The 25,687-nt window shown below is 55.3% G+C and carries 20 protein-coding genes; 14 read left to right on the forward strand and 6 right to left on the reverse strand.

Annotated elements, in window-relative coordinates; genetic code table 11:
* Nucleotides 1-136: 136 nt before the first annotated feature.
* Complete coding sequence (locus IEX74_RS16300; protein WP_188815085.1) at nucleotides 137-2,431, reverse strand: aconitate hydratase; 2,295 nt, start codon at nucleotides 2,429-2,431, stop codon at nucleotides 137-139.
* Between the two features lie 161 nt (nucleotides 2,432-2,592).
* Between IEX74_RS16300 and IEX74_RS16305 the strand changes: the two genes are divergently transcribed.
* Nucleotides 2,593-3,894 carry a peroxiredoxin family protein gene (locus IEX74_RS16305; RefSeq protein WP_188815086.1) on the forward strand — a complete coding sequence of 434 codons (1,302 nt, stop codon included), beginning with the start codon at nucleotides 2,593-2,595 and terminating at the stop codon, nucleotides 3,892-3,894.
* A gap of 89 nt (nucleotides 3,895-3,983) precedes the next feature.
* On the opposite strand, the gene IEX74_RS16310 is transcribed toward IEX74_RS16305, so the two are convergent.
* Nucleotides 3,984-5,366: a cytochrome P450 gene (locus tag IEX74_RS16310; protein WP_188815087.1), complete on the reverse strand. Its 1,383-nt coding sequence runs from the start codon at nucleotides 5,364-5,366 to the stop codon at nucleotides 3,984-3,986.
* Between the two features lie 243 nt (nucleotides 5,367-5,609).
* On the opposite strand from IEX74_RS16310, the gene IEX74_RS16315 reads away from it, so the two are divergent.
* Nucleotides 5,610-5,921 carry a hypothetical protein gene (locus IEX74_RS16315; RefSeq protein WP_188815088.1) on the forward strand — a complete coding sequence of 104 codons (312 nt, stop codon included), beginning with the start codon at nucleotides 5,610-5,612 and terminating at the stop codon, nucleotides 5,919-5,921.
* 195 nt (nucleotides 5,922-6,116) lie between these two features.
* Here the strand turns inward: IEX74_RS16315 and IEX74_RS16320 are convergent, their stop codons facing one another.
* The gene (locus IEX74_RS16320) at nucleotides 6,117-7,097 is read right to left on the reverse strand and encodes a polyprenyl synthetase family protein (protein ID WP_188815089.1); all 981 of its coding nucleotides are present in this window, start codon (nucleotides 7,095-7,097) and stop codon (nucleotides 6,117-6,119) included.
* A gap of 184 nt (nucleotides 7,098-7,281) precedes the next feature.
* Here IEX74_RS16320 and IEX74_RS16325 point away from each other — a divergent pair, with 184 nt between their 5' ends.
* The 3 genes from IEX74_RS16325 to IEX74_RS16335 all read left to right on the forward strand — a co-directional run bounded on the left by IEX74_RS16325 (nucleotide 7,282) and on the right by IEX74_RS16335 (nucleotide 9,382).
* Nucleotides 7,282-8,151, forward strand: coding sequence for an alpha/beta hydrolase family protein (locus IEX74_RS16325; RefSeq protein ID WP_188815090.1), 870 nt, complete (start codon nucleotides 7,282-7,284; stop codon nucleotides 8,149-8,151).
* Nucleotides 8,151-8,651 (forward strand): 2-amino-4-hydroxy-6-hydroxymethyldihydropteridine diphosphokinase, encoded by a 501-nt coding sequence (folK, locus tag IEX74_RS16330; protein WP_188815091.1) that lies wholly within the window; start codon nucleotides 8,151-8,153, stop codon nucleotides 8,649-8,651. The genes IEX74_RS16325 and folK overlap by 1 nt, the downstream gene beginning before the upstream one ends.
* 101 nt (nucleotides 8,652-8,752) lie before the next feature.
* A complete protein-coding gene (locus IEX74_RS16335) occupies nucleotides 8,753-9,382 on the forward strand; it encodes a hypothetical protein (RefSeq protein ID WP_188815092.1) in 630 nt (209 codons plus the stop codon).
* 121 nt (nucleotides 9,383-9,503) lie between these two features.
* Here the strand turns inward: IEX74_RS16335 and fabD are convergent, their stop codons facing one another.
* The 3 genes from fabD to IEX74_RS16350 all read right to left on the reverse strand — a co-directional run bounded on the left by fabD (nucleotide 9,504) and on the right by IEX74_RS16350 (nucleotide 16,479).
* On the reverse strand, nucleotides 9,504-10,391 hold the full coding sequence (gene fabD, locus IEX74_RS16340) for an ACP S-malonyltransferase (RefSeq protein WP_188815093.1): 888 nt from the start codon (nucleotides 10,389-10,391) through the stop codon (nucleotides 9,504-9,506).
* A gap of 234 nt (nucleotides 10,392-10,625) precedes the next feature.
* Nucleotides 10,626-13,382 carry a T9SS type B sorting domain-containing protein gene (locus IEX74_RS16345; RefSeq protein WP_188815094.1) on the reverse strand — a complete coding sequence of 919 codons (2,757 nt, stop codon included), beginning with the start codon at nucleotides 13,380-13,382 and terminating at the stop codon, nucleotides 10,626-10,628.
* A 247-nt stretch (nucleotides 13,383-13,629) separates the two neighbouring features.
* Nucleotides 13,630-16,479 (reverse strand): T9SS type B sorting domain-containing protein, encoded by a 2,850-nt coding sequence (locus IEX74_RS16350; RefSeq protein ID WP_188815095.1) that lies wholly within the window; start codon nucleotides 16,477-16,479, stop codon nucleotides 13,630-13,632.
* Nucleotides 16,480-16,708: 229 nt separating this feature from the next.
* Between IEX74_RS16350 and IEX74_RS16355 the strand changes: the two genes are divergently transcribed.
* From IEX74_RS16355 to IEX74_RS16395, 9 genes are all read left to right on the forward strand, one after another.
* Entirely contained in the window at nucleotides 16,709-17,395 is a 687-nt protein-coding gene (locus tag IEX74_RS16355; protein WP_188815096.1) for a succinate dehydrogenase cytochrome b subunit, read from the forward strand.
* Nucleotide 17,396: 1 nt separating this feature from the next.
* Nucleotides 17,397-19,310: a fumarate reductase/succinate dehydrogenase flavoprotein subunit gene (locus IEX74_RS16360; RefSeq protein WP_188815097.1), complete on the forward strand. Its 1,914-nt coding sequence runs from the start codon at nucleotides 17,397-17,399 to the stop codon at nucleotides 19,308-19,310.
* A 141-nt stretch (nucleotides 19,311-19,451) separates the two neighbouring features.
* A complete protein-coding gene (locus IEX74_RS16365; protein WP_188815421.1) occupies nucleotides 19,452-20,207 on the forward strand; it encodes a succinate dehydrogenase/fumarate reductase iron-sulfur subunit in 756 nt (251 codons plus the stop codon).
* A gap of 164 nt (nucleotides 20,208-20,371) precedes the next feature.
* Nucleotides 20,372-20,899: an NADPH-dependent FMN reductase gene (locus IEX74_RS16370; protein WP_188815098.1), complete on the forward strand. Its 528-nt coding sequence runs from the start codon at nucleotides 20,372-20,374 to the stop codon at nucleotides 20,897-20,899.
* 88 nt (nucleotides 20,900-20,987) lie between these two features.
* Nucleotides 20,988-21,365: a hypothetical protein gene (locus IEX74_RS16375; RefSeq protein ID WP_188815099.1), complete on the forward strand. Its 378-nt coding sequence runs from the start codon at nucleotides 20,988-20,990 to the stop codon at nucleotides 21,363-21,365.
* A gap of 87 nt (nucleotides 21,366-21,452) precedes the next feature.
* On the forward strand, nucleotides 21,453-22,220 hold the full coding sequence (locus tag IEX74_RS16380) for an MbnP family protein (RefSeq protein ID WP_188815100.1): 768 nt from the start codon (nucleotides 21,453-21,455) through the stop codon (nucleotides 22,218-22,220).
* 6 nt (nucleotides 22,221-22,226) lie between these two features.
* A complete protein-coding gene (locus tag IEX74_RS16385) occupies nucleotides 22,227-23,285 on the forward strand; it encodes a cytochrome-c peroxidase (RefSeq protein ID WP_188815101.1) in 1,059 nt (352 codons plus the stop codon).
* A gap of 70 nt (nucleotides 23,286-23,355) precedes the next feature.
* Nucleotides 23,356-24,360 carry a hypothetical protein gene (locus IEX74_RS16390; protein WP_188815102.1) on the forward strand — a complete coding sequence of 335 codons (1,005 nt, stop codon included), beginning with the start codon at nucleotides 23,356-23,358 and terminating at the stop codon, nucleotides 24,358-24,360.
* A gap of 126 nt (nucleotides 24,361-24,486) precedes the next feature.
* A complete protein-coding gene (locus tag IEX74_RS16395) occupies nucleotides 24,487-25,614 on the forward strand; it encodes a cytochrome-c peroxidase (RefSeq protein ID WP_188815103.1) in 1,128 nt (375 codons plus the stop codon).
* Nucleotides 25,615-25,687: the final 73 nt, after the last annotated feature.

The following is a 25,687-nucleotide window of genomic DNA, read 5'->3' on the forward strand; positions in this document are numbered from 1 at the left end:
AACACGGGCTTTTTGGACAACCTGCCTCTTTCGAATGCGCCAGCCTCAGCAGAGCGCAAACTTATTCATACAAAAACGGCCGCCTCCTTTTCAGGAAGCGGCCGTTTTACAGAACCTAGGTACCTAGGTTTGCTACTTACTTCTGCGAGAGCTGAGCGCCACCCGTTTCCTGCAAGCGGATCAGGTTCAACGCAGAGCCAGCCTTGAACCACTCAATCTGACCTTGGTTGTAGGTATGGTTCAGGTTGATCAGGTCCGTGTCACCGTCGGTGTGGTGCAGACGAGCCTGGATCTGGCTGCCCGGCGCGAACGTCGTCAGGCCAATGATGTCGATCGTGTCGTCCTCCTCGATCAGGTCGTAGTCGGCCTTGTTGGCGAAGGTGAGAGCCAGCATGCCTTGCTTCTTGAGGTTGGTCTCGTGAATACGGGCAAACGACTTCACAATCACGGCGCGTACACCTAGGTGGCGAGGCTCCATGGCAGCATGCTCGCGCGAAGAACCTTCACCGTAGTTCTCGTCGCCTACTACTACCGAGCCGATACCCATCGACTTGTAGTTACGAGCAACCTGCGGCACTGACGAATACGGATTCCCCTGCGTCACTTGGTCCTTCACGGCGTTAGCTTCGCCATTGAAGGCGTTGGTGGCCCCGATCAGCATGTTGTTGGAGATGTTGTCCAGGTGACCACGGTACATCAGCCAAGGGCCAGCCATAGAGATGTGGTCGGTGGTGCACTTGCCCTGCGCTTTAATCAGCAGACGCAGACCTTTGAGGTCAGTGCCTTCCCAGGGCTTGAAGGGCTCCAGCAACTCTAGACGGTCGGACTCCGGATCAACGAGTACCTGTATACCTACGCCGGTGGCAGCAGGTGCCTGGTAACCAGCATCTTCTACGTCATAACCACGAGGAGGAGTTTCTACACCGCGTGGCTCATCTAGCTTCACTTGCTGACCATCTTTGGTGGGTAGCGTGTCAGTGAGCGGGTTGAAAGTCAAGTCACCGGCAATAGCGAAAGCCGTTACAATTTCGGGCGAAGCTACGAAAGCGTGGGTGTTCGGGTTGCCGTCGTTACGCTTAGCGAAGTTGCGGTTGAACGAGGTGATGATCGAGTTGCGGCGCTTGGGGTCATCGGTATGACGAGCCCACTGGCCGATGCACGGACCGCAAGCATTAGCCAGCACGACGCCGCCCATTTGAGCAAACGTGTCGAGCAGACCGTCGCGCTCTACGGTGTAGCGCACGAGTTCCGAGCCGGGCGTTACCGTGAATTCAGCATTCACCGTCAGGCCCTTCGATACTGCTTGTTCGGCGATAGAAGCGGCGCGAGTGATGTCTTCGTACGAAGAGTTGGTGCACGAGCCGATCAGGCCTACTTCCAGCTTTTCGGGCCAGCCGTGCTCTTTCACAGCCGAAGCGAATTGCGAAATCGGCCAGGCAGCGTCCGGCGTGAAGGGGCCGTTTACGTGCGGCTCCAGCTCCGACAGGTTGATTTCGATCAGTTGGTCGAAGAAGTTAGCGGGGTTAGCGTACACTTCGTCGTCGGCGCGCAGGTGTTGGGCTACGCCTTGGGCCAGTTCGGCAACGTCGGCGCGGTTGGTGCTGCGCAGGTAGTCAGCCTGGCGCTCATCGAAGCCGAATACCGACGTGGTAGCGCCGATTTCAGCACCCATGTTGCAGATAGTAGCCTTACCCGTAGCGGACATGCTTTCAGCGCCTTCGCCGAAGTATTCAACGATAGCACCGGTGCCGCCTTTTACGGTTAGGATGCCGGCTACTTTCAGGATTACGTCTTTAGGAGCTGTCCAGCCGCTCAGCTTGCCGGTCAGCTTCACGCCAATGACTTTCGGGAACTTCAACTCCCAGGCCATTCCGGCCATTACGTCAACGGCATCAGCACCACCTACACCGATGGCAATCATACCTAGGCCACCTGCGTTTGGCGTGTGCGAGTCGGTACCGATCATCATGCCGCCGGGGAAGGCGTAGTTTTCGAGCACCACCTGGTGAATGATACCAGCACCGGGCTTCCAGAAGCCGATGCCATATTTGTTCGAAACGGAGGCCAGGAAGTCGTACACTTCCTTGTTTTCAGAGTTAGCTTCGGCCAAATCTTGGTCAGCACCCAGGCGAGCCTGGATTAGGTGGTCGCAGTGTACGGTGCTGGGCACGGCGGTTTTGTCTTTGCCGGCCTGCATGAACTGCAACAGCGCCATCTGGGCCGTGGCATCTTGCATGGCCACGCGGTCGGGGGCAAAATCGACGTAGGAAACGCCCCGCTCGTACGCACTGTTGACTTGGCCGCCATACAAGTGAGCGTACAGAATCTTTTCGGTTAGCGTGAGCGGACGGCCTACAGCGGCACGGGCGGCTTCAATGCGCTGGCCCATACCGGCGTACACGGCCTGAATCATTTCTATGTCAAACGCCATAATAGAGAAATGGAAAGAGTGAAAAAGTAAGCTGCTTTTTGAACAGTACGCAAATATAAGCGCCCCTTGTTGCGGCACCCAAACTTTATATTTGCGACGTTCTTATATAAACTAATTCCAGATTGGAGTAGTTTAGTCAAGCATTCTTTTCTTCTGAATCTATGTTCTTTCCTTCCGCCATTCGGCAGATCGTAGCCGGAGCTAGCCTTGCGCTGGTGGTGGCTGGCTGCCAATCCAATTCTTCCGAGCAAAAAGAGGCTGGTGCCACTTCCACGCCGGATGCTAACTACCTGCAAGCTGGTACCTGGCGCGGCGTGCTCTCAGCGCAAAGCCAGGAAATTCCGTTCTTGTTTGACGTCGAAACCGGCAACAACAACCAGCCCGTGGCCGTGTACCTGCGCAATGGCGCCGAGAAGCTGAAGCTCGAAGAAATAGCCGCCGCCGGCGACTCAACCACCATCAAGCTAGGTGCCTTCGATGCGGCACTGGTCGTGCGCAAGGATGGCGAGGACAAGCTGAAAGGTGCTTGGGTGAAGTATGACGCAAAGGAGCCGTATCGTGTGCCGTTTGCGGCGACCAAAGGAGAGAAAAGCTTATTTCTAAAAAAACAACCTAAAGCTTATCAAGCATTTGGCGGAACCTATCGAGTTACCTTCAAGGATGAAGAAGGCAAAACTTATCCTGCTGTAGGTATTTTCGAGCAAGGGTCTAGCGAGGTAACAGGTACTTTCCTTACTACCACTGGTGATTACCGGTATCTAGCTGGAGAAGTTGATGGCAACCAATTAAAGCTAAGCACCTTTGACGGCAGTCATGCTTTTCTATTCACTGCGCAGATGCACCCTGCTAATACTGTAAATGTTATTACAGGCGACTTCTACAGCGGCAAGAGCGGCCATGAGACTTGGGTTGCGGACTTAGACTCTAACGCCAAGCTGCCCGACGCCAATTCGCTCACCTTCATGAAGCCGGGCGAGAAAAAGCTAGCTTTCAAATTCCCGAGCATCTACGAAGGCGGCGCCATCTCGCTTTCCGACCCGAAGTACAAGGGCAAAGTGGTGGTGGTGCAGTTGCTCGGTTCGTGGTGCCCCAACTGCATGGATGAAACGAACTTCCTGGCGCCGTGGTACGAGAAGAACAAAAGCCGCGGCGTAGAAATCATCGGCCTAGGTTACGAGCGCAGCCCCGAGTACGCCAAAGCCGCCGAGCGCCTGCGCAAGATGAAGGACCGCTTCAAGGTTGGCTACGACCTAGCCGTGGCGGGCATCGCCGACAAGGACGCCGCCTCGAAGTCGCTGCCGCAGATAGACAAAGTGCTAGCCTTCCCCACCACCATCATCATCGACAAAAAAGGCGACGTGCGGAAGATCAATACGGGCTTCTCCGGCCCCGGCACTGGCAAGTATTACGATGAGTTGGTAGCCGATTTCAACCAGACGATTGATAAGCTGGTGAAGGATTAACAACCTAGCTTTCAAAAGCAAAGCAGACCGTCATGCTTCGACAAGCTCAGCATGACGGTCTGCTTTGCTTTATCCTACGTCTGCAAAATCTAGCTTCGTTTCCGAAACTGCAGCCGAATCTCCTGCCGCGGGCGGAGCGTGATGAGCGGTTGCAGCTGAATTGGTGGTTGCTCGACCCAATCTACCTCGAAGCGGCGCAGCATTTCGAGCAACACCAACTGCATTTCAGTGAGGGCGAATTGATTGCCGATGCACAGGCGTGGGCCACCGCCAAATGGAATGTACGCGTACGGCGGTTGCTGCTTCATCTGCTCGGGCGCAAAACGCTCGGGGCGGAACGTTTCGGCATCTTGCCAGAGGCTAGGTGCGTGGTGAATGCCGAGCAGGTACGCGGAAACCAAAGTGCCTTTAGGTAGGCTGATACCGTTATACGAATCGTCTTCCTGCGCCACGCGGTCCACAATCCAGGCGGGCGGGTAGAGGCGCATGGTTTCCTGCACGATTTGCAGTGAGTAACCTAGGTTCGGCAAATCGGCAAAGGAAGCTGAGCGGCCGTCGAGCACCTGCGTCATTTCGGTCCGCATGCGGGTGACTACCTGCGGATGCTGGGCCAGCAAATACCACATCCACGACAAGGCATTAGCGGACGTTTCGTGGCCGGCTACGAGCAGGATCAGCGCTTCGTCGACTACTTGCTCTTCCGTCATCGGCTCGCCGGTGTCTTCGTAGCGTACATCGAGCAGCATTTGCAATAGGTCGTCGTAAGAGCCAGCCGTTTGCTGGCGCTGCCGCACGTAGCCGCGCACCATTTCGCGCAGCTCCGAGGCTAGCTTATCGTGCTGCTGAAACTGGTTTCGCAGGGAAAGCCACGGCCGCAGATACGGCTGCCGAATGGTACGCACATAAAACGCCTGGATAGCCGTGAGCAGCGCTGACATCTGCTCCAGCTCGGCATTGTTGATGTTGGTACTGAAAGTGGAACGCGCGATAATGCGAAACGCCGTGTTGGTCATGAGCTTATGCACCGCTACTTCCACGGCGCCTTCCTCCTGCCCCAGCTGGCGTTCGAGTGGCTTTAGGCATTCGTTTATTTCGGCCTGCATTACTTCCACTAATCCGGCCACGCGCTGCCGGTGAAAGCCCGGCTGAATCAGGCGACGCTGCTGGAGCCAGTAGCTGCCTTCGCTGGTGAGCAGGCCATGACCTAGGTAGCGTGCAATACCGTGCGAAAACTCCGACTTTGGATAGTTGCGGTGGTTCTTTTGCAGAATGTGCTGCACCAGGCCCGGGTCGCGGGTGAGCAGCGTGGGGCGGACGCCGCCGATGTACAGGATCAGCGTATCGCCGTACGTATCCAGGTAGCTGTTGAGAATCGGGATGGGGTTGGCCGCCAGCAGCATAGAGCCGAGCAATGACTTGTACCGCGGCACCACGGGCAGGTTTTTAGTACTTACTGAGGAGGTAACAGACATAGGGATGGGCATTTACAGCAGCTTGTTATTCCGAGCATTCTGCGCCTCAAGCAGAGACAACGAATATGAGGCAATAACCTAGCTTTCTTTCCGCAGATTCCTCGCGCTGCTCGGAATGACAGGTTGATTCTCTTTTTCAAAACACAACATAAAGCGGGGTTTTGTGCGTACACCTAACACGAGCAGGCAGCCAGCTTGCTTTTAGCAATACCGCCACTCTCCCAAACCCAACCATCACCGCTTATGTGGATTCAGCAAAAAACCGATACCCTAGCTCCGCTCGAAGAATTACAAGGCCGCACCGTAGGTCTAAAATTTGAGTGTAACCAGTGTCATACTGAAGTATTTACCGACCTGCTCGGTGTGCCGGCTCCCGACTCCGACGCCTCGTCGCTCGACGCAACCGACCAGTTCGAAACCGAAGAAATCAAGTGCCCCGGCTGCGACATGATTCACAGCATCACCGTGAAAAGCACCTTCGACGGCGTCCGCTTCGATGTGTCTGACGTGACGGCCGATAAAATAAGCTACCAGGTAGCCGAGCCGGAAGCTTAAAACTATGGCTTCGGTCGGGTTCTTAGGATTACACGGATTCGTGGCCGATTAACAACCTAGGTTCTGGTCAGTAAAAAAGCCTTCCCACTGCTGGGAAGGCTTTTCTTTTTTCCGAATAAATCAGAAAGAGAGCGGAAGCGAATCGTCTACAAAATCTGTGGAATCCGAAAAATCCGTCGAATCCGTGGTTCAGACTTACTTCTCTCGTTCAATCGTGTAGTTGATCAACTGCTCCAGCGAAGTGCGCGCCGGCGAAGCCGGGAAGGTGTAAAGCAGTTGCAGGGCTTCATCGCGGTACTCCTGCATGCGGCGCACGGCGTAGTCGAGGCCGCCGGATTTTTTCACGAAATCAATAACGGCTTGCACCCGGTCTTTGCGGCCGTCGTTGTTCTGCACGTTGAATATGACGCGGCGCTTGGTGAGCCAATCGGCCTGTTGCAGTGCGTAGATGAGCGGCAGCGTCATCTTTTTCTCCTTGATATCGATGCCAACGGGCTTGCCGATTTCGGCCGTGCCGTAGTCGAACAAGTCGTCTTTGATCTGAAAAGCAATGCCGACTTTCTCGCCAAATAACCTAGCTCGCTCAATGGTTTCCTTATCGGCGCCGGCCGAAGCCGCGCCCACGGCGCAGCACGAGGCAATCAGCGAGGCCGTTTTCTGGCGGATAATATCGAAATACACGTCCTCGGTGATGTCGAGGCGGCGGGCTTTTTCGATTTGCAGCAGCTCGCCCTCGCTCAGCTCGCGCACAGCATTCGACACGATTTTGAGCAGCTCAAAATCGTTGTTCTCCAAACTTAGCAGCAGGCCTTTGCTCAGCAGATAGTCGCCGACGAGCACCGCAATCTTGTTTTTCCAGAGCGCATTGACCGAGAAAAAGCTGCGGCGGTAGTTCGATTCATCTACCACGTCGTCGTGCACGAGGGTGGCCGTGTGCAGCAGCTCAATGAGAGCCGCGCCGCGGAACGTTGCTTCGGGAAGTGGGTCGCCGCCGCTGATTTTGGCCGTGAAGAACACGAACATCGGCCGAATCTGCTTGCCCTTGCGCTTCACGATGTAGTTCATGATTTTGTCGAGCAGGGAAATCCTACTCTGCATGGACGCGCGGAATTTGTGTTCAAATTCCTCCATTTCGGCCGCAATCGGGGCCTTAATAACGTCCAGCGTACTTTTCATGCGTAAAGCTTGAGCAACTCAAGGCGCCGCAATGATACGGCGGGGCGGGGCGGTTTCCTAACCGACAAACCTACTCAACGGTTTGGAATCGTGTAACACCGCGAAGTAGCAGGTTTTTGCCGCACTTTGGAGCCGTTATAGCCGTCTTTTGCTTCCTTGCTTTCGTTTCTACTACCTAGCTTTTATGGCCGACTCTCCTACCATTGTCGATTTTCTGCTGACCAGCCCTTCCCACTCTCGCCCATTTGAAGCCGATGCGCACTACTTGGCCGATGGGCAGCCCAAGCCGTTGGTGGTGTTTGTGCACGGCTTCAAAGGCTTCAAAGACTGGGGCCATTTCAATGTATTGGCTGATTATTTTGCCCAGCAAGGCTTTGTGTTCGTGAAGCTTAATCTGTCGCACAATGGCGTGGTCCCCGGTGGCTCCGGCGACCTGGAAGACATGGAGGCCTTCGGGCACAATAACTTCAGCATCGAGCTCGACGACCTAGGTGCGCTGCTCGATGCCTTGCATCAACCCGGCACCACGCCGCTACCCGCCACCGAACTCGACCTAGGTCGCTTGTTCCTGATTGGCCATAGCCGCGGTGGCGGCTTGGTGCTACTGAAAGCGGCCGAAGACCCGCGCGTGACAGCCGTGGCCGGTTGGGCGCCCATGAGCGACTACGACCAGCGCTGGCCCGCCGAGGTGATGCGCCAGTGGCAGGCCAACGGCGTACAGTACATCGAAAATGGCCGCACGGGTCAGCGAATGCCACTTTACTATCAGCTAGCCGAAGACTTTCAGGCAAACCGGACCCGGCTCGATATTCCGGTGAATGTGCGCACCAAGCTGCGGCAGCCGCTGCTCATACTCCACGGCGACGAGGATGAAACCTTGCCGCTGCAAATGGCGCACGACCTGAAAAGCTGGAAGCCTGATGCCGAGATGGTCATTCTCCCCGGCGCCAATCACGCGTTTGGTGGCGGCCATCCGTGGCCCCAGCATACGCTGCCTGAACACGCCCAGGAAGTAGCTGACCGCACCATTAGCTTTTTCAAAAACCTAGGTTAGTGAACACATCAACCGCTTACCTGCTGCTGGGCAGCAACCTCGGCGACCGGGCCGCTACGCTCCACGCGGCCGTTGCGCAGCTAGGTGAGTTGGCCGGCCGCGTCACGGCCCAATCGGCGCTCTACGAAACGGCGGCCTGGGGCCTGGAAGATCAGCCGGCTTTTCTGAACCAGGCGGTGCGCCTTGCAACCTCTTTAGCGCCGGAGGCGCTGCTCGATGCCTGCCAGCGCGTGGAGCAGCTAGCGGGCCGCGAGCGGCTGGTCCGCTGGGGCGCCCGCACCCTCGACGTGGATATTCTGCTGTACGGCGATACTGTGTTGGATACACCTAGCTTGCAAGTGCCTCACCCGCGCCTGCCCGAGCGCCGGTTTGCGCTGGTGCCGCTGGCCGAAATTGCGGCGGATGTAGTGCATCCAAAGCTAGGTCGCACGGTGGCGCAATTATTGGCGGTGTGTGCGGATGAGCTGGGTGTAGTAAAAATTGATGTTTTTTCCGCATAGCCCAACTTCATAGGATTGCCCCTCAATAATTAGCCTAATCTATTTACTTATTTACAAATTAAAAATACCACATAAATACAGATAGTAGTCAGCACTTTAACATGACAAGAAACTGGAATGACATAAAGTGGATTTTTGAGCCAGACGGTTCACTAATTGACATTTACGTTCAAGACGTAACCCTTCGAAAATGGGAAAGGCTTATAGACTTCCTAAATACTAATTACGACTTGAGATTTGGCGAAGATGACAGCAACCAAATTAACAAGGAGCATGTAGTCAAGTATTTAAGTGATGCAACCGGTGAGATAGAAGCCAAAACGCTTAAGATATATTTAGAAGGAATCAATGTACATTGCTATTTCTTTCTATCCGATCAGATTGAGTTTGATATTGATCCAAAAGAGATAAATTCATTAATCGATTTTGAAAGTATTGAATATTTTATGATTTCAATTAGTAAGCTACTAAATAGCCAAGTAACTTTAACAGGAGAGAGCACACCTGAATTTCCACTATTAAAAGTCGATTTTAATAAAAATATAAACAAGATATTAACCATAGACGAAGCAAATAAGCTGAGAGAAAATAAGAATTCATTCTTGAGCCAGTTGAGTCTATTAAAGACAAAATTACAAATGAAATTCTTTCCAAATGCGTTTAAAGATCGGCTGTTAAGAAGTGCAAACGAGGTATACACATCAATAGGAAAAGATAAAAACGTATGGTAAAATTGAATTCTACCTCAAGCGTACCACTTGACTGGATATCAATAATTAAACGTTAGCCATACAAAAACAGAACAGCCTGCTGAATCATCAGCAGGCTGTTCTGTTTTTGTATTTCGAGAATCTACATCACCGCCGAACTAACCGTCACAGCCGGCGCAATCTTCTTCACCAAGCCTTGTAATACCTTCCCAGGTCCGCACTCCACGAACTCGGTAGCGCCGTCAGCGGCCATGTTTTGCACCGATTGAGTCCAGCGCACGGGGGCGGTGAGCTGGCGCACCAGGTTCTGGCGGATTTCGTCGGGGTCGCGGTGGGCAGTGGCGTCTACATTTTGGTAGATGGGGCAAATGCCGGCGGCAAAAGGTGTCTGCTCAATGGCGCGGGCCAGGGCTGCCTCCGCCGACTGCATCAGCGGCGAGTGAAAGGCCCCGCCCACCGGCAGCGGTAATGCACGCTTGGCACCCGCGGCCTTCAGCTGCTCGCAGGCAATTTCGATTCCGCGCTGGCTACCGGAAATCACCAGCTGGCCGGGACAGTTGAAGTTGGCCGCCACCACCACGTTGCCGGCCGCGCTGATTTCCTGGCAGATACGCGCCACCGTGTCGTCATCCAGACCTAGGATGGCGGCCATCGTGCCGGGCTGTTCTTCGCAAGCGGCCTGCATGGCCTGGGCGCGTTGGGCTACCAGTTGCAGAGCATCCTCAAACTTCAGCACCTTGGCGGCTACCAGCGACGAGAACTCGCCCAGCGAGTGCCCCGCTACCATCGCCGGAGCCAGATCGGGCAGGCTGGCGGCCAAGGCCACCGAGTGCAGGAAAATGGCAGGCTGCGTGACGTTGGTCTGGCGCAGGTCCTCGTCGGAGCCGGTGAACATGACGTCGGTCAGGCGGAAACCTAGGATTTCGTTGGCCTGATCCATGAGCTGACGGGCAGCAGGCTGCTGCTCATATAAGTCGCGGCCCATGCCGCTAAACTGACTTCCCTGACCGGGAAAAATAACTGCTTTCATTGTGTGGACCACGGATTTGGGCGGATTATTCGAATTACGCGGGTTGTGTAGACGATTTCAACGACTGGCGCGAAAAGTGGCGCAATCTGCGCAATCTTGGGGCAAAAGAAAAAGGCGCACTCCCGTGCGCCTTTTTCTATACAGCAACCTAGCTTATCTGTCGTTAAACTAAATCAGTCGATCTGTCCACGAAATCTGCGGACTCCGAAAAACCGGAGGAATCCGTGGTCTAGGTTAGCGGTTGATCTGGACCCAGCCTTTGAAGGTCTTCTTGGTGCCGTTCAGGTCGGCAAACTCCACCTCAGCCTGGTAGTAGTACACGCCTTCCGAGACCTTGCCCCCGCTGGTGCCTTCCCCGTTCGCTCCCTCCCCGCTCCAGTCAATGCGCGGGTTGCTCTGGCTCTCATACACCTTCACGCCCCAGCGGTTGTAAGCCGTGAAGTGCACCCGGCGCAAGGGACTCGCCACCTTGGGCCGGAACGTGTCGTTCACCCCATCCCCGTTCGGGGTGAAGATGTTGGGCAGCAGGAACAACAGGCAGTTGTCGGCACAGGCTGAGTCGCTCTGCAAGCTGCGCCGGTTGTAGGTGTTCACCGCCTGCACCGTGTAGCAGTAGGTTTGCGTCTCTAAGTTGGTGTGCGCGTACTGCTGTTCCTTGGTCGAGGCTAAGAACTGGTAGCTGCTCTCCCCGTTGAGCTTGTAGAAGAGGTCGTAATGGTCAATGTCGCTGTTGTCGCAGCCCGCTGGCGAGTTCGAGCCCAGCTGCCAGCGCAGGGTGTTGGTGTAGGTCTCGCCCGGAGCCGGGAACACGCCGGGGCGGGTGAGCACCGTCGCCGCCAGTGCTTCGCAGTTGTTCTCCACCGTGAGCACCGGCGCACACGGCACCGGCACATACTCCACGTCTACCTCCTGACTCTTATTCAATAGATTATCCGGCAGCTTCGGATTGTTGTACGTACCATTTGTCTGGACATAGTAGCGGTAAGTTTGGCCGCGCACCAGACCCGGGCTGCGGTCAACGTAGCTGCCGCCGGTGGCTCCACTTGGCACCGTACCCACGGCCACGAACGTCGTGCTATTGGGGTCATCACGCCGATAGATCGTTGTGGGACGTGTAGGCGTTGCGTTATCCCACGGCACGCTATACGTCCAAGCTAGGTTCACTTGGGTGGCTCCTTCGTTAGCTTGCCCGCTCAGCCGCACGCTCGAGGCGGTGGGCGGCGTTTCCGGCACGGGCTTGCCGCTGGAGTTATTGTTGGTGAAGAACTCCAGCTTGTAGGTGTACGCATTATCTCGCGTGTTCAGCCCCTTCTGGTCAACGAACACGGTATCATTCAGGTTGAAGGTAGTGTACACTGAATCGAAGGCCGCGCTGGTGCCTGTCGCCCGCGAGAGGCGGTAGCGTAGCGGCAGCGGGAACGCAGTGGCCATGCGCGGCTTGGTCCAACGCACCGTAATCTGGCCGTTGGTAGCATCTGTCCGATCAACGGTCACATTGGTGAAGATGGTGCTTGCCCCATCCAGCGTAATGCAGGCTTCGTCGGAGGCAATGCTAGCCCCACCCGCTGGCAGCGCAAACGCCACGTAGATGCGGTAGCAATAGGTTTTGCCCCGCTCCAGCCCTTGTCCGGCGCGGTCGTCCACGAACGAGCGCTGATCAACGGCCACCGCGCCGATGCGCACAAAACCCGTGGAAGCAGGAATGCCCGTTTCGCAAGGGCCCGGCTTGAAGGAAGATGGATTCTCCTTACGGTAAATAAGGATCTGCGCGCCGGGGTTCTGGCACGCGTATCGGTCCCAGGTCAGCACGGCGGCTGCGGGGTTGGTGGTGGAGCGCTGCGCTACCAGATTGGTCGGCGGCGGACCTACCACCGTGATGCGCCACACTTTCTCGTCAATCAGCGGGTCAACTCCTGCCGCTGGCTGGTCGGTTGCTTTGAAGACGACTTGCGTCGGCTCGCTGGCGATGTTGGCGCATTCAGGCGTCCAGTTGAATACCCCACGGGCGCGGTTTGCCGGGCTGTTCGACAGCTGCCGGAACGTGGCGGGCGGAATAATTCCACTATACGCGTTCAGCGTTATCGGATTATTGTCCGGATCAGTGGCCGTCACATTCCCTTTAAATGCCCTGCCCGCTACGACGCACGTATCGGTGGGGATCATAATGGCGGGGCGCAGATTGGAGCTAGGATTGACGATGATCTGCATATCGCGCACCACCTGCCCAATCCGCCGCGGGGGCGCCCCCGGTATTCGGCGCCACTCTTCCACTATAAAGGCTACGTTGTAGAACCCGGTCTGATTAGGCGCATTCCAGACGATCTGACCTGTGTATTTATTCAGGGTGAACGTGCCAGGGTTGCCCCCCGGATCGGCTCCTCCACCGAGTTTGCCCGCTTCAGCATCGGGACTACCGGAGGGGTTGCCGCCGAAGGGCACCGTAGTTCCGCCAAATTTGGCCGCGTCCGGGTACGTATAGTTATCACATATCGTAACCTTGGGCCGGTAATCCCCCCTTGGTGGAAGCGTCGCATCTACTCCATCAGCAACCTGCCGGCTTTCAATCCGCCGATAGGATAGTGAATCACCATCGGCATCGTAGGCGGCCGGGTTGTGCAGAAACACCTGCCCCTTAGCTGCCCGGTCGACGGCGGGCGCTTTCAGCACCGGCGAGTGGTTAATACCTAGGGCCGGGTCCAGCGAAAAAGTCGTCTGGATGTAGAAGGTCTGGCTCGCCGAGTTATTCATGTTTACCACATTAGCGTTGCGATACTCGCCAATGTAGCTCACCGTGTAAGTGCCCGGCGCATTATAAGTGTGCTCGAAGTAAAAGACGTTTATATCGGTATTATTCCCGATTGAGGTTCCCTTTCCTCCACCCGGATTGTTGGCCCGTACTACCGCACCCTTTTCAGTGCTTGTTCCATCTCCGAAGAAGATAGTTTCTTGGTACGCAATAGCATCGCTGGATGTCTGCGTGTACAGAATCATTTTGAAGAACACGCGCCTTGGATTGCGGGCTGCTGTTGTATCACTCTTGACCTGTATATCGCCGGCCCGGATGTGAGATGCCTGGGCAGTGGGCAAAAAAATCAGCCCTACCAGCAACAGCGCTAGTAGGGCTAATAATGACCGTTCAGAACGAATAAAAAGCTGACGAAGCATATGAGAACCTAGCCGGTTTTTTAACTAGATTCCATGAAGGTAGGCAATGCGTCAGACTATTGCCAAACCTAGGTTAGCGGTTGATCTGGACCCAGCCTTTGAAGGTCTTTTTGGTGCCGTTCAGGTCGGCAAACTCCACCTCAGCCTGGTAGTAGTACACGCCTTCCGAGACTTTGCCCCCGCTGGTGCCTTCCCCGTTCGCTCCCTCCCCGCTCCAGTCAATGCGCGGGTTGCTCTGGCTCTCATACACCTTCACGCCCCAGCGGTTGTAGGCCGTGAAGTGCACCCGGCGCAAGGGACTCGCCACCTTGGGCCGGAACGTGTCGTTCACCCCATCCCCGTTCGGGGTGAAGATGTTGGGCAGCAGGAACAACAGGCAGTTGTCGGCACAAACCGAGTCGCTCGGCAAGCTGCGTCGGTTGTACTTGTTCACGGCCTGCACCGTGTAGCAGTAGGTTTGCGTCTCTAAGTTGGTGTGCGCGTACTGCTGTTCCTTGGTCGAGGCTAAGAACTGGTAGCTGCTCTCCCCGTTGAGCTTGTAGAAGAGGTCGTAATGGTCAATGTCGCTGTTGTCGCAGCCCGTTGGCGAGTTCGCGCCCAGCTGCCAGCGCAGGGTGTTGGTGTAGGTCTCGCCCGGAGCCGGGAACACACCGGCGCGGGTGAGCACCGTCGCTGCCAGTGCTTCGCAGTTGTTCGCCACCGTGAGCACCGGCGCACACGGCACCGGCACGTACTCCACGTCTACCTCCTGACTCTGGTTGAGCAACGGATCGGGCAGGCGCGGGGTATTGTAGGTGCCGCTGGTCAGCACGTAGTAGCGGTAGGTTTGGCCGCGTACCAGACCCGGGCTGCGGTCAACGTAGCTGCCGCCGGTGGCTCCACTTGGCACCGTGCCCACGGCCACGAACGTCGTGCTGCCAGGGTCACGCCGGTAGATCGTTGTGGGGCGCTCGGGCGTGGCATTGTTCCACGGCACCGTGTAGCTCCAGGCTAGGTTCACTTGGGTGGCTCCTTCGTTGGCTTGTCCGCTCAGCCGCACGCTCGAGGCGGTGGGCGGCACATCTGGGTTGGTCACGCCCCTAGGAGTGAATTGCAGACGGTACGTATAGCCATTGTCACGCGTGTTAAGCCCGCTGTCTACATAGGTAGTGTCATTCAGATCATTGGTTTCACGGGCGAGCGTGAATACCGTACTGCCAGCCGGTGCCCGAAAAAGTCGGTAAGTAGCCGGTAATGCAATGGGGTCACTACTGCTCGCCTTGCTCCAGCGCACTGTAATCTGCCCTGCAACGGTGTCAGTCCGATCCACCGTAACGTGGGTCAGTACCGTACGTGGACCTTCCAAAGTCACGCAGGCCTCAGCTGAAGCCAGGCTGGCTCCTCCCGCCGGGCGGGGAAATGATACGTAGATGCGGTAGCAGAACGTACTGCCGCGCCCAGAGTTGTTGGCGTCGGTGAAAGTGGTCTGGTTGCCGTTTACGGCACCAATCTGCACGAAGCCGGTGGAGGCCGGAATACCTGTTTCGCAAGGCCCTGGCTGCCAGTTAGACGGGCCCTCCTTGCGGTAGATCAGGATCTGTGCGCCCGGGTTCTGGCACACATACCGGTCCCAGGTCAGCACTGTTGTGGATGGACTATTGGGTAGCCGTTGTGCTACGAAATTAGTCGGTGCCGGTCCGATTACCGTAATGCGCCACGCACGTTCATCAATCAGCGGCGAACCGCTGGTAGGATTATCCTGCGCTTTAAAGACGATCTGCGTGGGCTCACTGGCAATATTGGAGCAATCGGTTGTCCAGGTAAATGTGCCCTGCGCCGTAGGCGGACCTAGGGTCGTCTGGCGGAACGTAGCCGGCGGAATAATACCGCTGTAAGCGAACAAGTTCACCGGATTGCGGTCTGGGTCAGTGGCGGTAATAACGCGCGAAACGGTGGTGCCCGCCACTACGCACGTATCGTTTGGCACCTTAATAACCGGCCGCAGGTTATTATTTCCCTCCACGATAATCTGCATGTCGCGAATTACCTGCCCAATGCGGCGTGCTGGAGCACCAGCAATGCGGCGCCACTCTTCTACTACAAAGGCTGCATTATAATACCCTAGGGTGTTCGGAGCATTCCACACAATCTGACCGGTGCGCACGTTCTGAGTGAACCGCACGGGGCCACCGCCAGGGTCGCTCGGCGGACCGCTATACGGCACGCTGGCCCCGCCAAAAGAAGGGTTATCGGGGTAGGTATAACCGGGACAAACCTGATTGTTCGGGCGATTAGTGCCTCTGGGCGGTACTGTTCCTTCCACGCCTTCCGGCACATACTGACACGGCACCAGCTTATAGCTCAGCGAATCGCCGTCGGCATCGTAGGCAGCCGGATTGTGCAGAAACACCTGATTACGCCCGGCGCGGTCGATAGCTGGGGCCGTCAAAATCGGCGAACGGTTAAAACCTAGGGCCGGATCGAGAGTGATGGTGGTAGAGATATAAAAAGACCGGTTAAAAGAATCCGGAATGTTTAAGACGTCCTTGTTACGGTTTTCGCCAATGAAGCTCACCGTATAAGTTCCGAGTGCATTGTAAGTGTGCTCGAAATAGTAAACGTTAAGGTCAGTTGTGTTCGATACTCGAATAGGATCGTTTGTTGAGCGCTTTATCGCCTCAACGCCGCTGCTGGTACCGTCACCAAAAAAGATAGTTGCAGTAGGCTGGCGTACACTTGCAGGGTTGTTATCCGTGTACAGAATCATCTTGAAGAAGATGCGTCGCGGATTACGCCCGGCCGTCGTGTCCACTTTGGCTTGAATGTCGCCAGCCCTAAGGTGAGAGGCGCGAGCGATAGGAGCTGTTAGCAGCAGCAAGAAGGGTAAGCTTACCCATAATGCCAGCAGCAACCGCCTGGTAGAAGCAGGTAGCGGAAGTATCATACAGGAACGTGGTTGTGAAGCAGGAACACGAAAAAAGAGCAGAAAAAACCTCTGAAAACCTAACAAAAACCGGAAGAGCTAGGTTAGCTATTGCGTTGTTACGTTCTAACGGCACTGGGGCAGGATAGATTCATGTACAGCCCAAACGAATAATTTGCGTTGTTTCGTACACGGGTGCCCCTTACCTTTGACCACTACAACCAACCTTTTTTACCCACTAGTAGCTCCTATGAGTTGGATTAGTAACACGTTTAGCAGCAGCATCGGCCGCAAAGTTCTGGTGGCCATCACGGGCTTGTTTCTGTGCTCGTTCTTAGTGGTCCACTTGATTGGCAACTTTCAGTTGTTCAAAAACGATGGTGGTGCCGCCTTCAACATCTACTCACACTTTATGGGTACCAACCCTGTCATTCGCACTCTAGAATGGGTGCTGCTGCTGGGCTTTGTATTCCATATTTATGAGTCGTATACGCTGGCGGCTCGGAACCGGGCAGCGCGTGCCGTTGCTTATGTCGAAAGCCGGCCGAGTCAGAATAGCCCTTGGTATTCGCGTAGCATGGCACTGCTAGGCACCATTATTCTGGTCTTCCTGCTGGTGCACATGTATAACTTCTTTTATCGGGCCCGGTTCGGCGATCTGGACCCCGATATTAACAACAACGCGGACCTCTACACCCTGGTGTACAGCTCCTTTAAACAATGGTGGTATGTGCTGCTGTACGTAGCGGCGCAGGTTGCTTTGTGCTACCACCTCATCCACGGTTTCCGCAGTGCCTTCCAGACCCTAGGTCTGAATCACCGCAAATACACGCCGATTATCCGCGCTATTGGTTACGCATTCGCTGTTCTTGTGTGCGCCGGGTTCGCGATTATGCCTTTGTACTTCTTCTTCTTCAAACCAGAACTCGCTCACTAAGATGCTACCGGATTCCAAAATTCCCGAGGGCCCATTGGCCGAGAAATGGGAGAAGCATAAGTTTAACGTTAAGCTCGTAAACCCCGCCAACAAGCGCAAGTACGACGTCATTATCGTCGGTACGGGTTTGGCAGGCGCTTCGGCGGCAGCTTCGCTTGCTGAGCTAGGCTACAACGTAAAAGCCTTCACCTACCACGATTCGCCCCGGCGCGCGCACTCGATTGCAGCGCAGGGTGGTATCAATGCGGCCAAGAACTACCAGAACGATGGTGACTCGGTGTTCCGTTTGTTCTACGACACTATCAAAGGTGGTGACTACCGCGCCCGCGAAGCCAACGTTTACCGCTTGGCGCAGGTATCGGTCAACATCATTGACCAGTGCGTAGCGCAGGGTGTGCCTTTTGCCCGCGAATACGGTGGCTTGTTGGCTAACCGTTCCTTCGGTGGCGCGCAGGTAAGCCGCACGTTCTATGCCCGCGGTCAAACGGGTCAGCAGCTGTTGCTAGGTGCTTACTCAGCACTAAGCCGGCAGGTTGCTTATGGCAAGGTGAAGCTCTACACCCGCACCGAAATGCTGGACCTGGTGATGGTAGACGGCAAAGCGCGTGGTATTATCACCCGCAACCTCATCACAGGCGAAATTCAGACGCACGCAGCTCATGCAGTTATCCTAGCTACGGGTGGCTATGGCAACGTGTTCTACCTGAGCACCAACGCTAAATACAGCAACACAACTGCTGCTTGGCGTGCTCACAAGAAAGGTGCTTATTTTGCCAACCCTTGCTTCACGCAGATTCACCCGACTTGTATTCCTGTTTCGGGCGACTACCAGTCGAAGCTGACGCTGATGTCGGAGTCGCTGCGTAATGACGGCAGGGTGTGGGTACCAAAAGCCAAGGGTGACAAGCGTGACCCGCGCCAGATTCCGGAAGATGAGCGCGACTACTTCCTAGAGCGTAAGTATCCGGCTTTCGGTAACCTGGTGCCCCGCGACGTTGCATCGCGTAATGCCAAGCAGGCCTGCGACGAAGGTCGCGGTGTGGGTACAACCGGCTTGGCCGTATACCTCGACTTTGCGGACGTAATCAAGCGTGAGGGCGCGGACAAGGTGAGCCAGAAGTATGGCAACCTGTTCGAGATGTACGAGAAGATTACCGGTGAGAATCCCTACGAGTTGCCGATGCGCATCTATCCGGCCGTGCACTACACAATGGGCGGCCTGTGGGTAGATTATAACCTGCAAACCACGATTCCGGGGCTGTATGCTACCGGCGAGTGCAACTTCTCAGACCACGGTGCTAACCGCTTGGGTGCTTCGGCTCTGATGCAGGGTTTGGCTGATGGCTACTTCGTAATCCCTTATACTATCGGCGACTATCTGGCCCAAACGCCGCCAACGCCTGTCACGACCCAGCATCCGGCCTTCGCGCAAGCTGAGGCTGAAGTACGGGAGCGGATTAACAAGCTGATAAGCATCAAGGGCAACCGGACTCCTACCGAGTTCCACAAGGCCCTAGGTCATATCATGTGGGAGTACTGCGGTATGGCGCGCAACGCTGAAGGTTTGCGGCACGCAAAAGCTGAAATCCAGAAGCTGCGCAAGGAGTTCTGGAGCGACCTGAAGCTAACCGGTACCAATGAAGAGCTAAACCAAGCCTTAGAAAATGCCGGCCGGGTAGCTGACTTCATCGAGCTAGGCGAGCTGATGGTGGAAGATGCATTGCAACGTAACGAGAGCTGCGGCGGTCACTTCCGCGAGGAATACCAGACGCCGGAAAACGAAGCCCTACGCGACGACGAAAACTTTGCCTACGTAGCCGCTTGGGAATACGCAGGTGAAGGCAAGCCGGAAATCCTGAACAAGGAGGAACTGCAATTCGAGAACGTGAAGCTCACGCAGCGTAGCTATAAGTAAAATCAATTGACAATGAGCAATGAGTAATGAGCAATTTTGGCGGTTCTAAAAGCCACTTATACTCAGCACTTATTGTTCATTGCTCATTACTAATTGTTAATTGACTCTAAAATGGCTGGAAGTAACCCGAATGCCAAACCCATGAATCTCACGCTGAAGGTGTGGCGGCAGAAAAACCGCAACGCCGAAGGTGGCATCGTGGAATATCATGTAAAGGATATATCCCCGGAAATGTCGTTTCTGGAGATGCTGGATGTGCTCAACGAGGATTTGCTACACAAAGGCGAAGATCCGGTAGCATTTGACCATGACTGCCGCGAGGGTATCTGTGGTTCGTGTAATCTGTTTATCAATGGCCGGGCGCATGGTCCAGAGAAGGGCACTACTACGTGTCAGCTCCACATGCGCAAGTTCAACGATGGCGATACCATCACGATTGAACCTTGGCGTGCAAATGCTTTCCCGGTTAACCGTGACTTAAGTGTAGACCGCTCAGCTTTCGACCGCATTATTCAGGCAGGTGGCTATGTAAGCGTGAACACCGGTGGTACCCCTGACGGCAATGAGATTCCGATTCCAAAACCTATTGCTGATCGTGCTTTTGAAGCGGCTACCTGCATTGCCTGCGGTGCTTGTGTAGCTGCCTGCAAAAATGCCTCAGCGATGCTGTTTGTATCGGCGAAAGTATCTCAGCTAGCTTTGCTGCCCCAGGGCCAGGTGGAGCGCAAAACCCGCGTGGAAAACATGGTTGCACAAATGGACAAGGAAGGCTTTGGCGCCTGCACCAACATTGGCCAATGTGCAGCAGAATGCCCAGTAGGCATCTCTCTTGAAAACATTGCTATTCTAAACCGCGAGTTCATTTCGGCAAAGGCTACTTCTAACAACCTAGCCTAAACCTTCTGAACCAGCATTTTATAAAAAAGCGAACCAGCTTGCTGGTTCGCTTTTTTATTGCTAATTCATTGCCCAAACCTAGGTTTCTCAAATTGATCCTCATCTTTCTTAGCCAAATACCGCACTTATCTGTTACCTGCTAACTTCCCTTTTACGAAAGCTGAATGATTACCATTATTGCAGGCACCAACCGGCCAAAATCGCGGGCACTTCGCATTGCGCATTTGTATGCGGATCTATTGAAAAAACAAGGCGCCGCGTACCAGCTTCTTGATCTGGCTACGCTTCCGGCTGACTTTATCACGGGCGCTCTTTATGAGAATGTTGGCCAGCACACCGAGTTCAACCAGCTCGTGAAGCTTGCTAGTGAAGCGAAAAAGCTGGTTTTTGTAGTACCGGAATACAACTGCTCTTATCCCGGCGTACTCAAGGCCTTTATTGATGGGCTCCCCTACCCTGGTGGTATTCGGGGCAAGAAAGCGGCGCTGGTAGGACTGGGTACCGGGAGTCAGGGCGGCTTGCTAGCCCTAAGCCATATGACTGATATTCTGATGTATCTGGGAACGGCAGTGCTCCCCACGCGGGTTCGGCTGCCCTTTCTTGATCAGCACCTCACGGCCGACGGCGAGCTGACGAACCCACTGTACCAGCAGCTCTTAGCCGAACAAGCGACGCAGCTCCTCGCCTTCTAACGCTGGTAGCTTCCGGAGGAAATTTTGGAAAGCAGCTGGCGACCTAGGTACAAGCTGTATATTTACCACCTCACTAACATGCTCCTGCATGGCTCGCCTGGTCGCTTGGTTTCTTTCCGCACTCATCCTGCTTCAGACGTTCAGTCAGGAGCTGATGGTGTTGGATTACCAGGTGCACAAGGAGCGCATCACGCAGCTTTTCTGTGTTAACAAGGCCAAGCCTCAGCTGCATTGCAATGGCAAGTGCCACTTGGCCAAGCAACTCCGCAAAGCAGCTGAGACTGAAAGCAAAGCGCCGGCAGGCACTGCAAAAGTTAAGTACGAGGCCCTAGCTCCGTATCGGCCTCTCATCAGTGCGCCAATGTGGTGGCCGTCTGCTGCGCACCAGTATGCAGCCGTAGCAGCAGAGGCTTACGTATTTACGCCGGCGCACAGCATTTTTCATCCTCCTTCACTTCTGGTCTGAATTCCGATTTGCGGTGCTTGCACTGATACAGCTTATGGTTGCATCAGCGCGCACCTGTCTTTCTGTTTTACCCGAAGCTTTTGAAAAATGCTATTCTCTCGATTCTCCGCGCTTTTTCTAGCGCTGGCTATTACTGCCATTAGCCTTACTGGCTGCGATAAAGACGATTCCTCACCGGCTAGCAACACCGGTGAACTAGACATTGAAATAGAGAACGTAGTAGGTACTACCCCACTGGCGCTTAATACAGGCACCTACACTACCGAAGCTGGCGACCATTTCACCGTTACGAAGTTCAACTACTACATCTCCAACATTAAGCTAAAGAAGGCCGACGGCACGGAGTTCGTGCAGCCTGATAGCTATTACTTAGTGAAGGAATCGGATGCCACTTCGCATCACTTCACGATTCCGGATGTGCCCATCGGCGACTACACCAGCATCAACTTCACCATCGGGGTAGATAGTCTGCACAATGTATCTGGGGCTCAACGAGGTGCACTAGACCCCTCCAATGACATGTTTTGGAGCTGGAACTCAGGCTACATCTTTCTTAAGCTCGAAGGTACTTCGCCGGATTCACCTAGTAAGGCGCTTGTGTTTCATATCGGTGGCTTCATGAAGCCGTACAATACCATCCGGACGGTTTCGCCTTCTTTTAATGGCAAAACGGTGATGGTGCGCACCGATCATACGCCGGAGATTCACTTCCACGCAGATGTGCTGAAGATGTTCACGGGAATGCGCTTCGCCGACGCCAGCAGCACCAGTCACAGCGCGGGCGCCAATGCCGTGCGTGTTGCTGACAACTACGCGGCAGGTATGTTTTCCGTGGATCATATCCACGCTAACTAGCCGGTTGTGAACCGTTTGGTGGAAATCCTGCCAGCTATTGTGCTGGCAGGGCTTCTCGCAGCCGGCTGTCAGCCCGACTCCGATGTGCGGCCCACGGAAGCAGTGCCCGGTACGGTGCTGCCCAACAATTTTCCGGCTCCGGTATACACCCTGGAGACTAATGCGCCGACGCGGGAAGTGTTTGAGCTAGGTCGTACGCTGTTCTACGATCCGCGGCTGTCGCGCACGGGCGACGTGTCATGCGGGAGTTGTCACCAGCAGTTTGTCGCCTTTGCGCACGCTGATCATCGGGTGAGTCACGGCGTCGATGGCTTGTTGGGTACGCGCAATGCGCCAGCCTTACAAAACTTGCGCTGGAAGCGAAATTTCTTCTGGGATGGTGGCCCGCAAAACCTGGAAACCTTGCCACTGGCGCCGCTTACCAACCCGGTGGAGATGGATGAAACATTGGAAAACGCGCTCCGCAAGCTCAACGCCGACCCGGATTACCAACGGCGCTTTCAGCAGGTGTATGGCGCATCGCCTATCGATTCGTACCAGTTTCTGCGGGCATTGGCACAATTCACGGCGTCGCTTACCTCAGCCAACTCGCGCTACGACCACTACGTGCGGCAGGAAGCGGGCGGTCAGTTCAGCGACGCCGAGCAGCGTGGCCGCTTGTTGTTTGTGCAGAAATGCGCGGCTTGCCACGCCACCGACCTGTTCAGTGATGATTCATTCCGCAATAATGGCCTAGACCGCAGCTTCGCCGCTGACTCTGGTCGAGCGCATATTACCGGCCTCTCAACAGACCTAGGTCGCTTCAAAGTGCCTTCGCTTCGCAACGTGGCTCTGACGGGACCCTACATGCACGATGGCCGCTTTCAGACATTGAAGCACGTGCTCGACCATTACGCTAATGGTGTAGTTGATTCGCCCACCCTCGATCCACTGCTCCGGCAGCCGGATGGCCGCCTGGGTATTTCGCTCACTAAGCCGGAGAAAACCGACTTGCTCGCTTTTTTAGCGACGCTCACGGATGAGCAGTTTATCAAGGATAAGCGGCTCGCCGAGCGGCAGCAATGAGAACGGCGCATGTGCTCACCTGGCACATAACTTCTTATAAATCATATTGGTACTGCACCAACCTAGCTTCATGAAGAACATTTTTCTCACCGTCATTTTGCTTCTGCTCCTAAGCACTGCGGGCTATGCCTGCGACATATGCGGCTGCTTTATGGGCATCACGCCTTACGACAATCAAAGCGGAATTTCGCTGATGCACCGCTACCGCATCTTCAATGGCTACCGGCAGCTGGGGCAAACGCCACAGTTTTTTCCGGATAACGTCCGCCCGTTTTTTCCGAGCCATTTCAACAACGACACCGGCTACGAGCACTCGCACCAAAGCGACCCGACCGACTACGAAGCGTTCCGGGTGATAGAGCTGCGCGGCAAGTACTTTCTATCTAAACGCGTGGAGCTGAACGCTTTTGTGCCCTACGTGATGAACACTTCGCAGATTAACGGCAAGCAGCTGAACACCTCCGGTATTGGCGACGTCACGGTTTTCGCCGGCTATCACCTGATCCGGAACATCGAAACGGCCGGCGTGCAGAGCCGTCTGATTGTGGGTGGTGGCCTGAAGCTGCCCACCGGCGATTTTCAGCGGGTAAACCACAACGGTCGACGCTACCCGCTTCTGAATCAGGTTGGTACGGGCACTACCGATGGCTTCGTGTACGCCAATTACATCGGAAGCTGGCACAACCTAGGTTTGAGCGTGAACAGCAGCTACCGCGTGGCCTCGCGCAATCGGTTCGAGAACAGCATCGCCCCCAGCACCACCACGTTTGCCAGCCTGTTCTATCGGTTGCCCCTAGGTTCGGACTGGCAGGTGTACCCCTCAGCACAGTTCTTTTACGAGAAAACCAACGGGGAAGAGCTGGAAGGACGCTTAACGGGCGAGCATGAGATGAACAATGCCTTGCTCGGGCCCGGTCTCGATGTGTACTACAAGAACTTCTCGCTGAACTCCAGCGTTCAGCTTCCGGTGTACACAGCCCTGACTGACCACCCGGCCAGCGCGGGACGCTTTGTGGTGGCTGCGGGCTATAGTTTCAAGCAAACCAAGTACTTACTCAAAAAGAAGACCGAGTAAACAGCCCTGCAATCTGGCGGGTGTAAGCGCGTTAAGGATGCGTAATGCGCGCCTGAACCTAGGTTACCTCTGCCGTGTTGTGGCCGCAAATCAGTATCTTAAAGTACAATTTTCGCCTTACGCTCTATGGTGCCCCATATTCCTCGCTTGTTTCCCTGGCTTTGGGCATCGGCTCTGGCTTTTCTACTGCTGGTAGCGTGCGGCAAGAACGACCCGGAGCAGGAACCAGACGATGACACGCCAGTCGTGACGACGCCGTACAGCCTGGCTTTGCCGAGCAAGTTCCCGCAGACCGTCACCATTCCGGCCGACAATCCGCTGACGGAAGAAGGCGTGAAGCTAGGTCGGTTTCTGTTTTACGAAAGCAAACTGTCGCGCGACAATAGTATGTCGTGCGGCAGCTGCCACCAGCAGAGCAAAGCCTTCACCGACGGTCGCGCACGCTCCCTGGGCATCGATGGGCAAGAGCACCCACGCGGGGCGATGTCGCTGGCTAACGTGCTGTGGGAAAATAGTTTGAATTGGGATGGAGCCGCCACGACAGTAGAAACGCAGGCGCGTATTCCAATTGAAAATGCGGTAGAGCTGCACCAGTCGCTTGCCGCTGGCGTAGCCAAGCTTCAGCAGACGGACCTGTATCCGCCCCTCTTCCGGCAGGCATTCGGCTCGAAAATCATCACCGAGGAAAATACGCTCAAGGCGCTGGCGCAATTCGAGCGCACGCTGATTTCCGCCGGCTCGCGCTTCGATAAGTACAACAACGGCGACCGGTCTTCGCTGACCCAGCAAGAGTTGCAAGGCCTTAACCTGTTCAATACCCATCCGGTACCCGTTACCTTGCCCGGCGCCAACTGCTTTCACTGCCACGGCGCGCCGCTGTTCACCGCCCGCGACTTCTTCAACAACGGCCTCGATGCGACGTTCACCGACCTAGGTCGGGGTGGCGTGACCAAGCAAGGCTTTGATAATGGAAAATTTAAGGCGCCTTCCTTGCGCAACATCGCCCTGACGGCGCCCTACATGCACGATGGCCGGTTTCAAACTCTGGAGCAGGTCCTCGACCATTACAGCGACCATGTCCAGCTGACCAGTCCTAACCTGGACCCCAACCTGCTGGATGCTGCCAACTCGCCGTTTAGCAGCCAGTTGGCGCTTACAGCCACACAGAAAAAGCAGATTATTGCCTTCCTGAACAGCCTCACCGATTCGACGTTCATCCAGGACCCGCGCTTCTCGGATCCATTCAAGCCTTGAAGCCAAAAGTTTCCAGCTGAGAGCAGTAACCTGAGCTAGGTAGGCTCCTATCTTGCGGTTGTATCTCTCCGCT

The organism is Hymenobacter cavernae (assembly GCF_014641455.1).
GTDB classification, from domain to species: Bacteria; Bacteroidota; Bacteroidia; order Cytophagales; family Hymenobacteraceae; genus Hymenobacter; species Hymenobacter cavernae.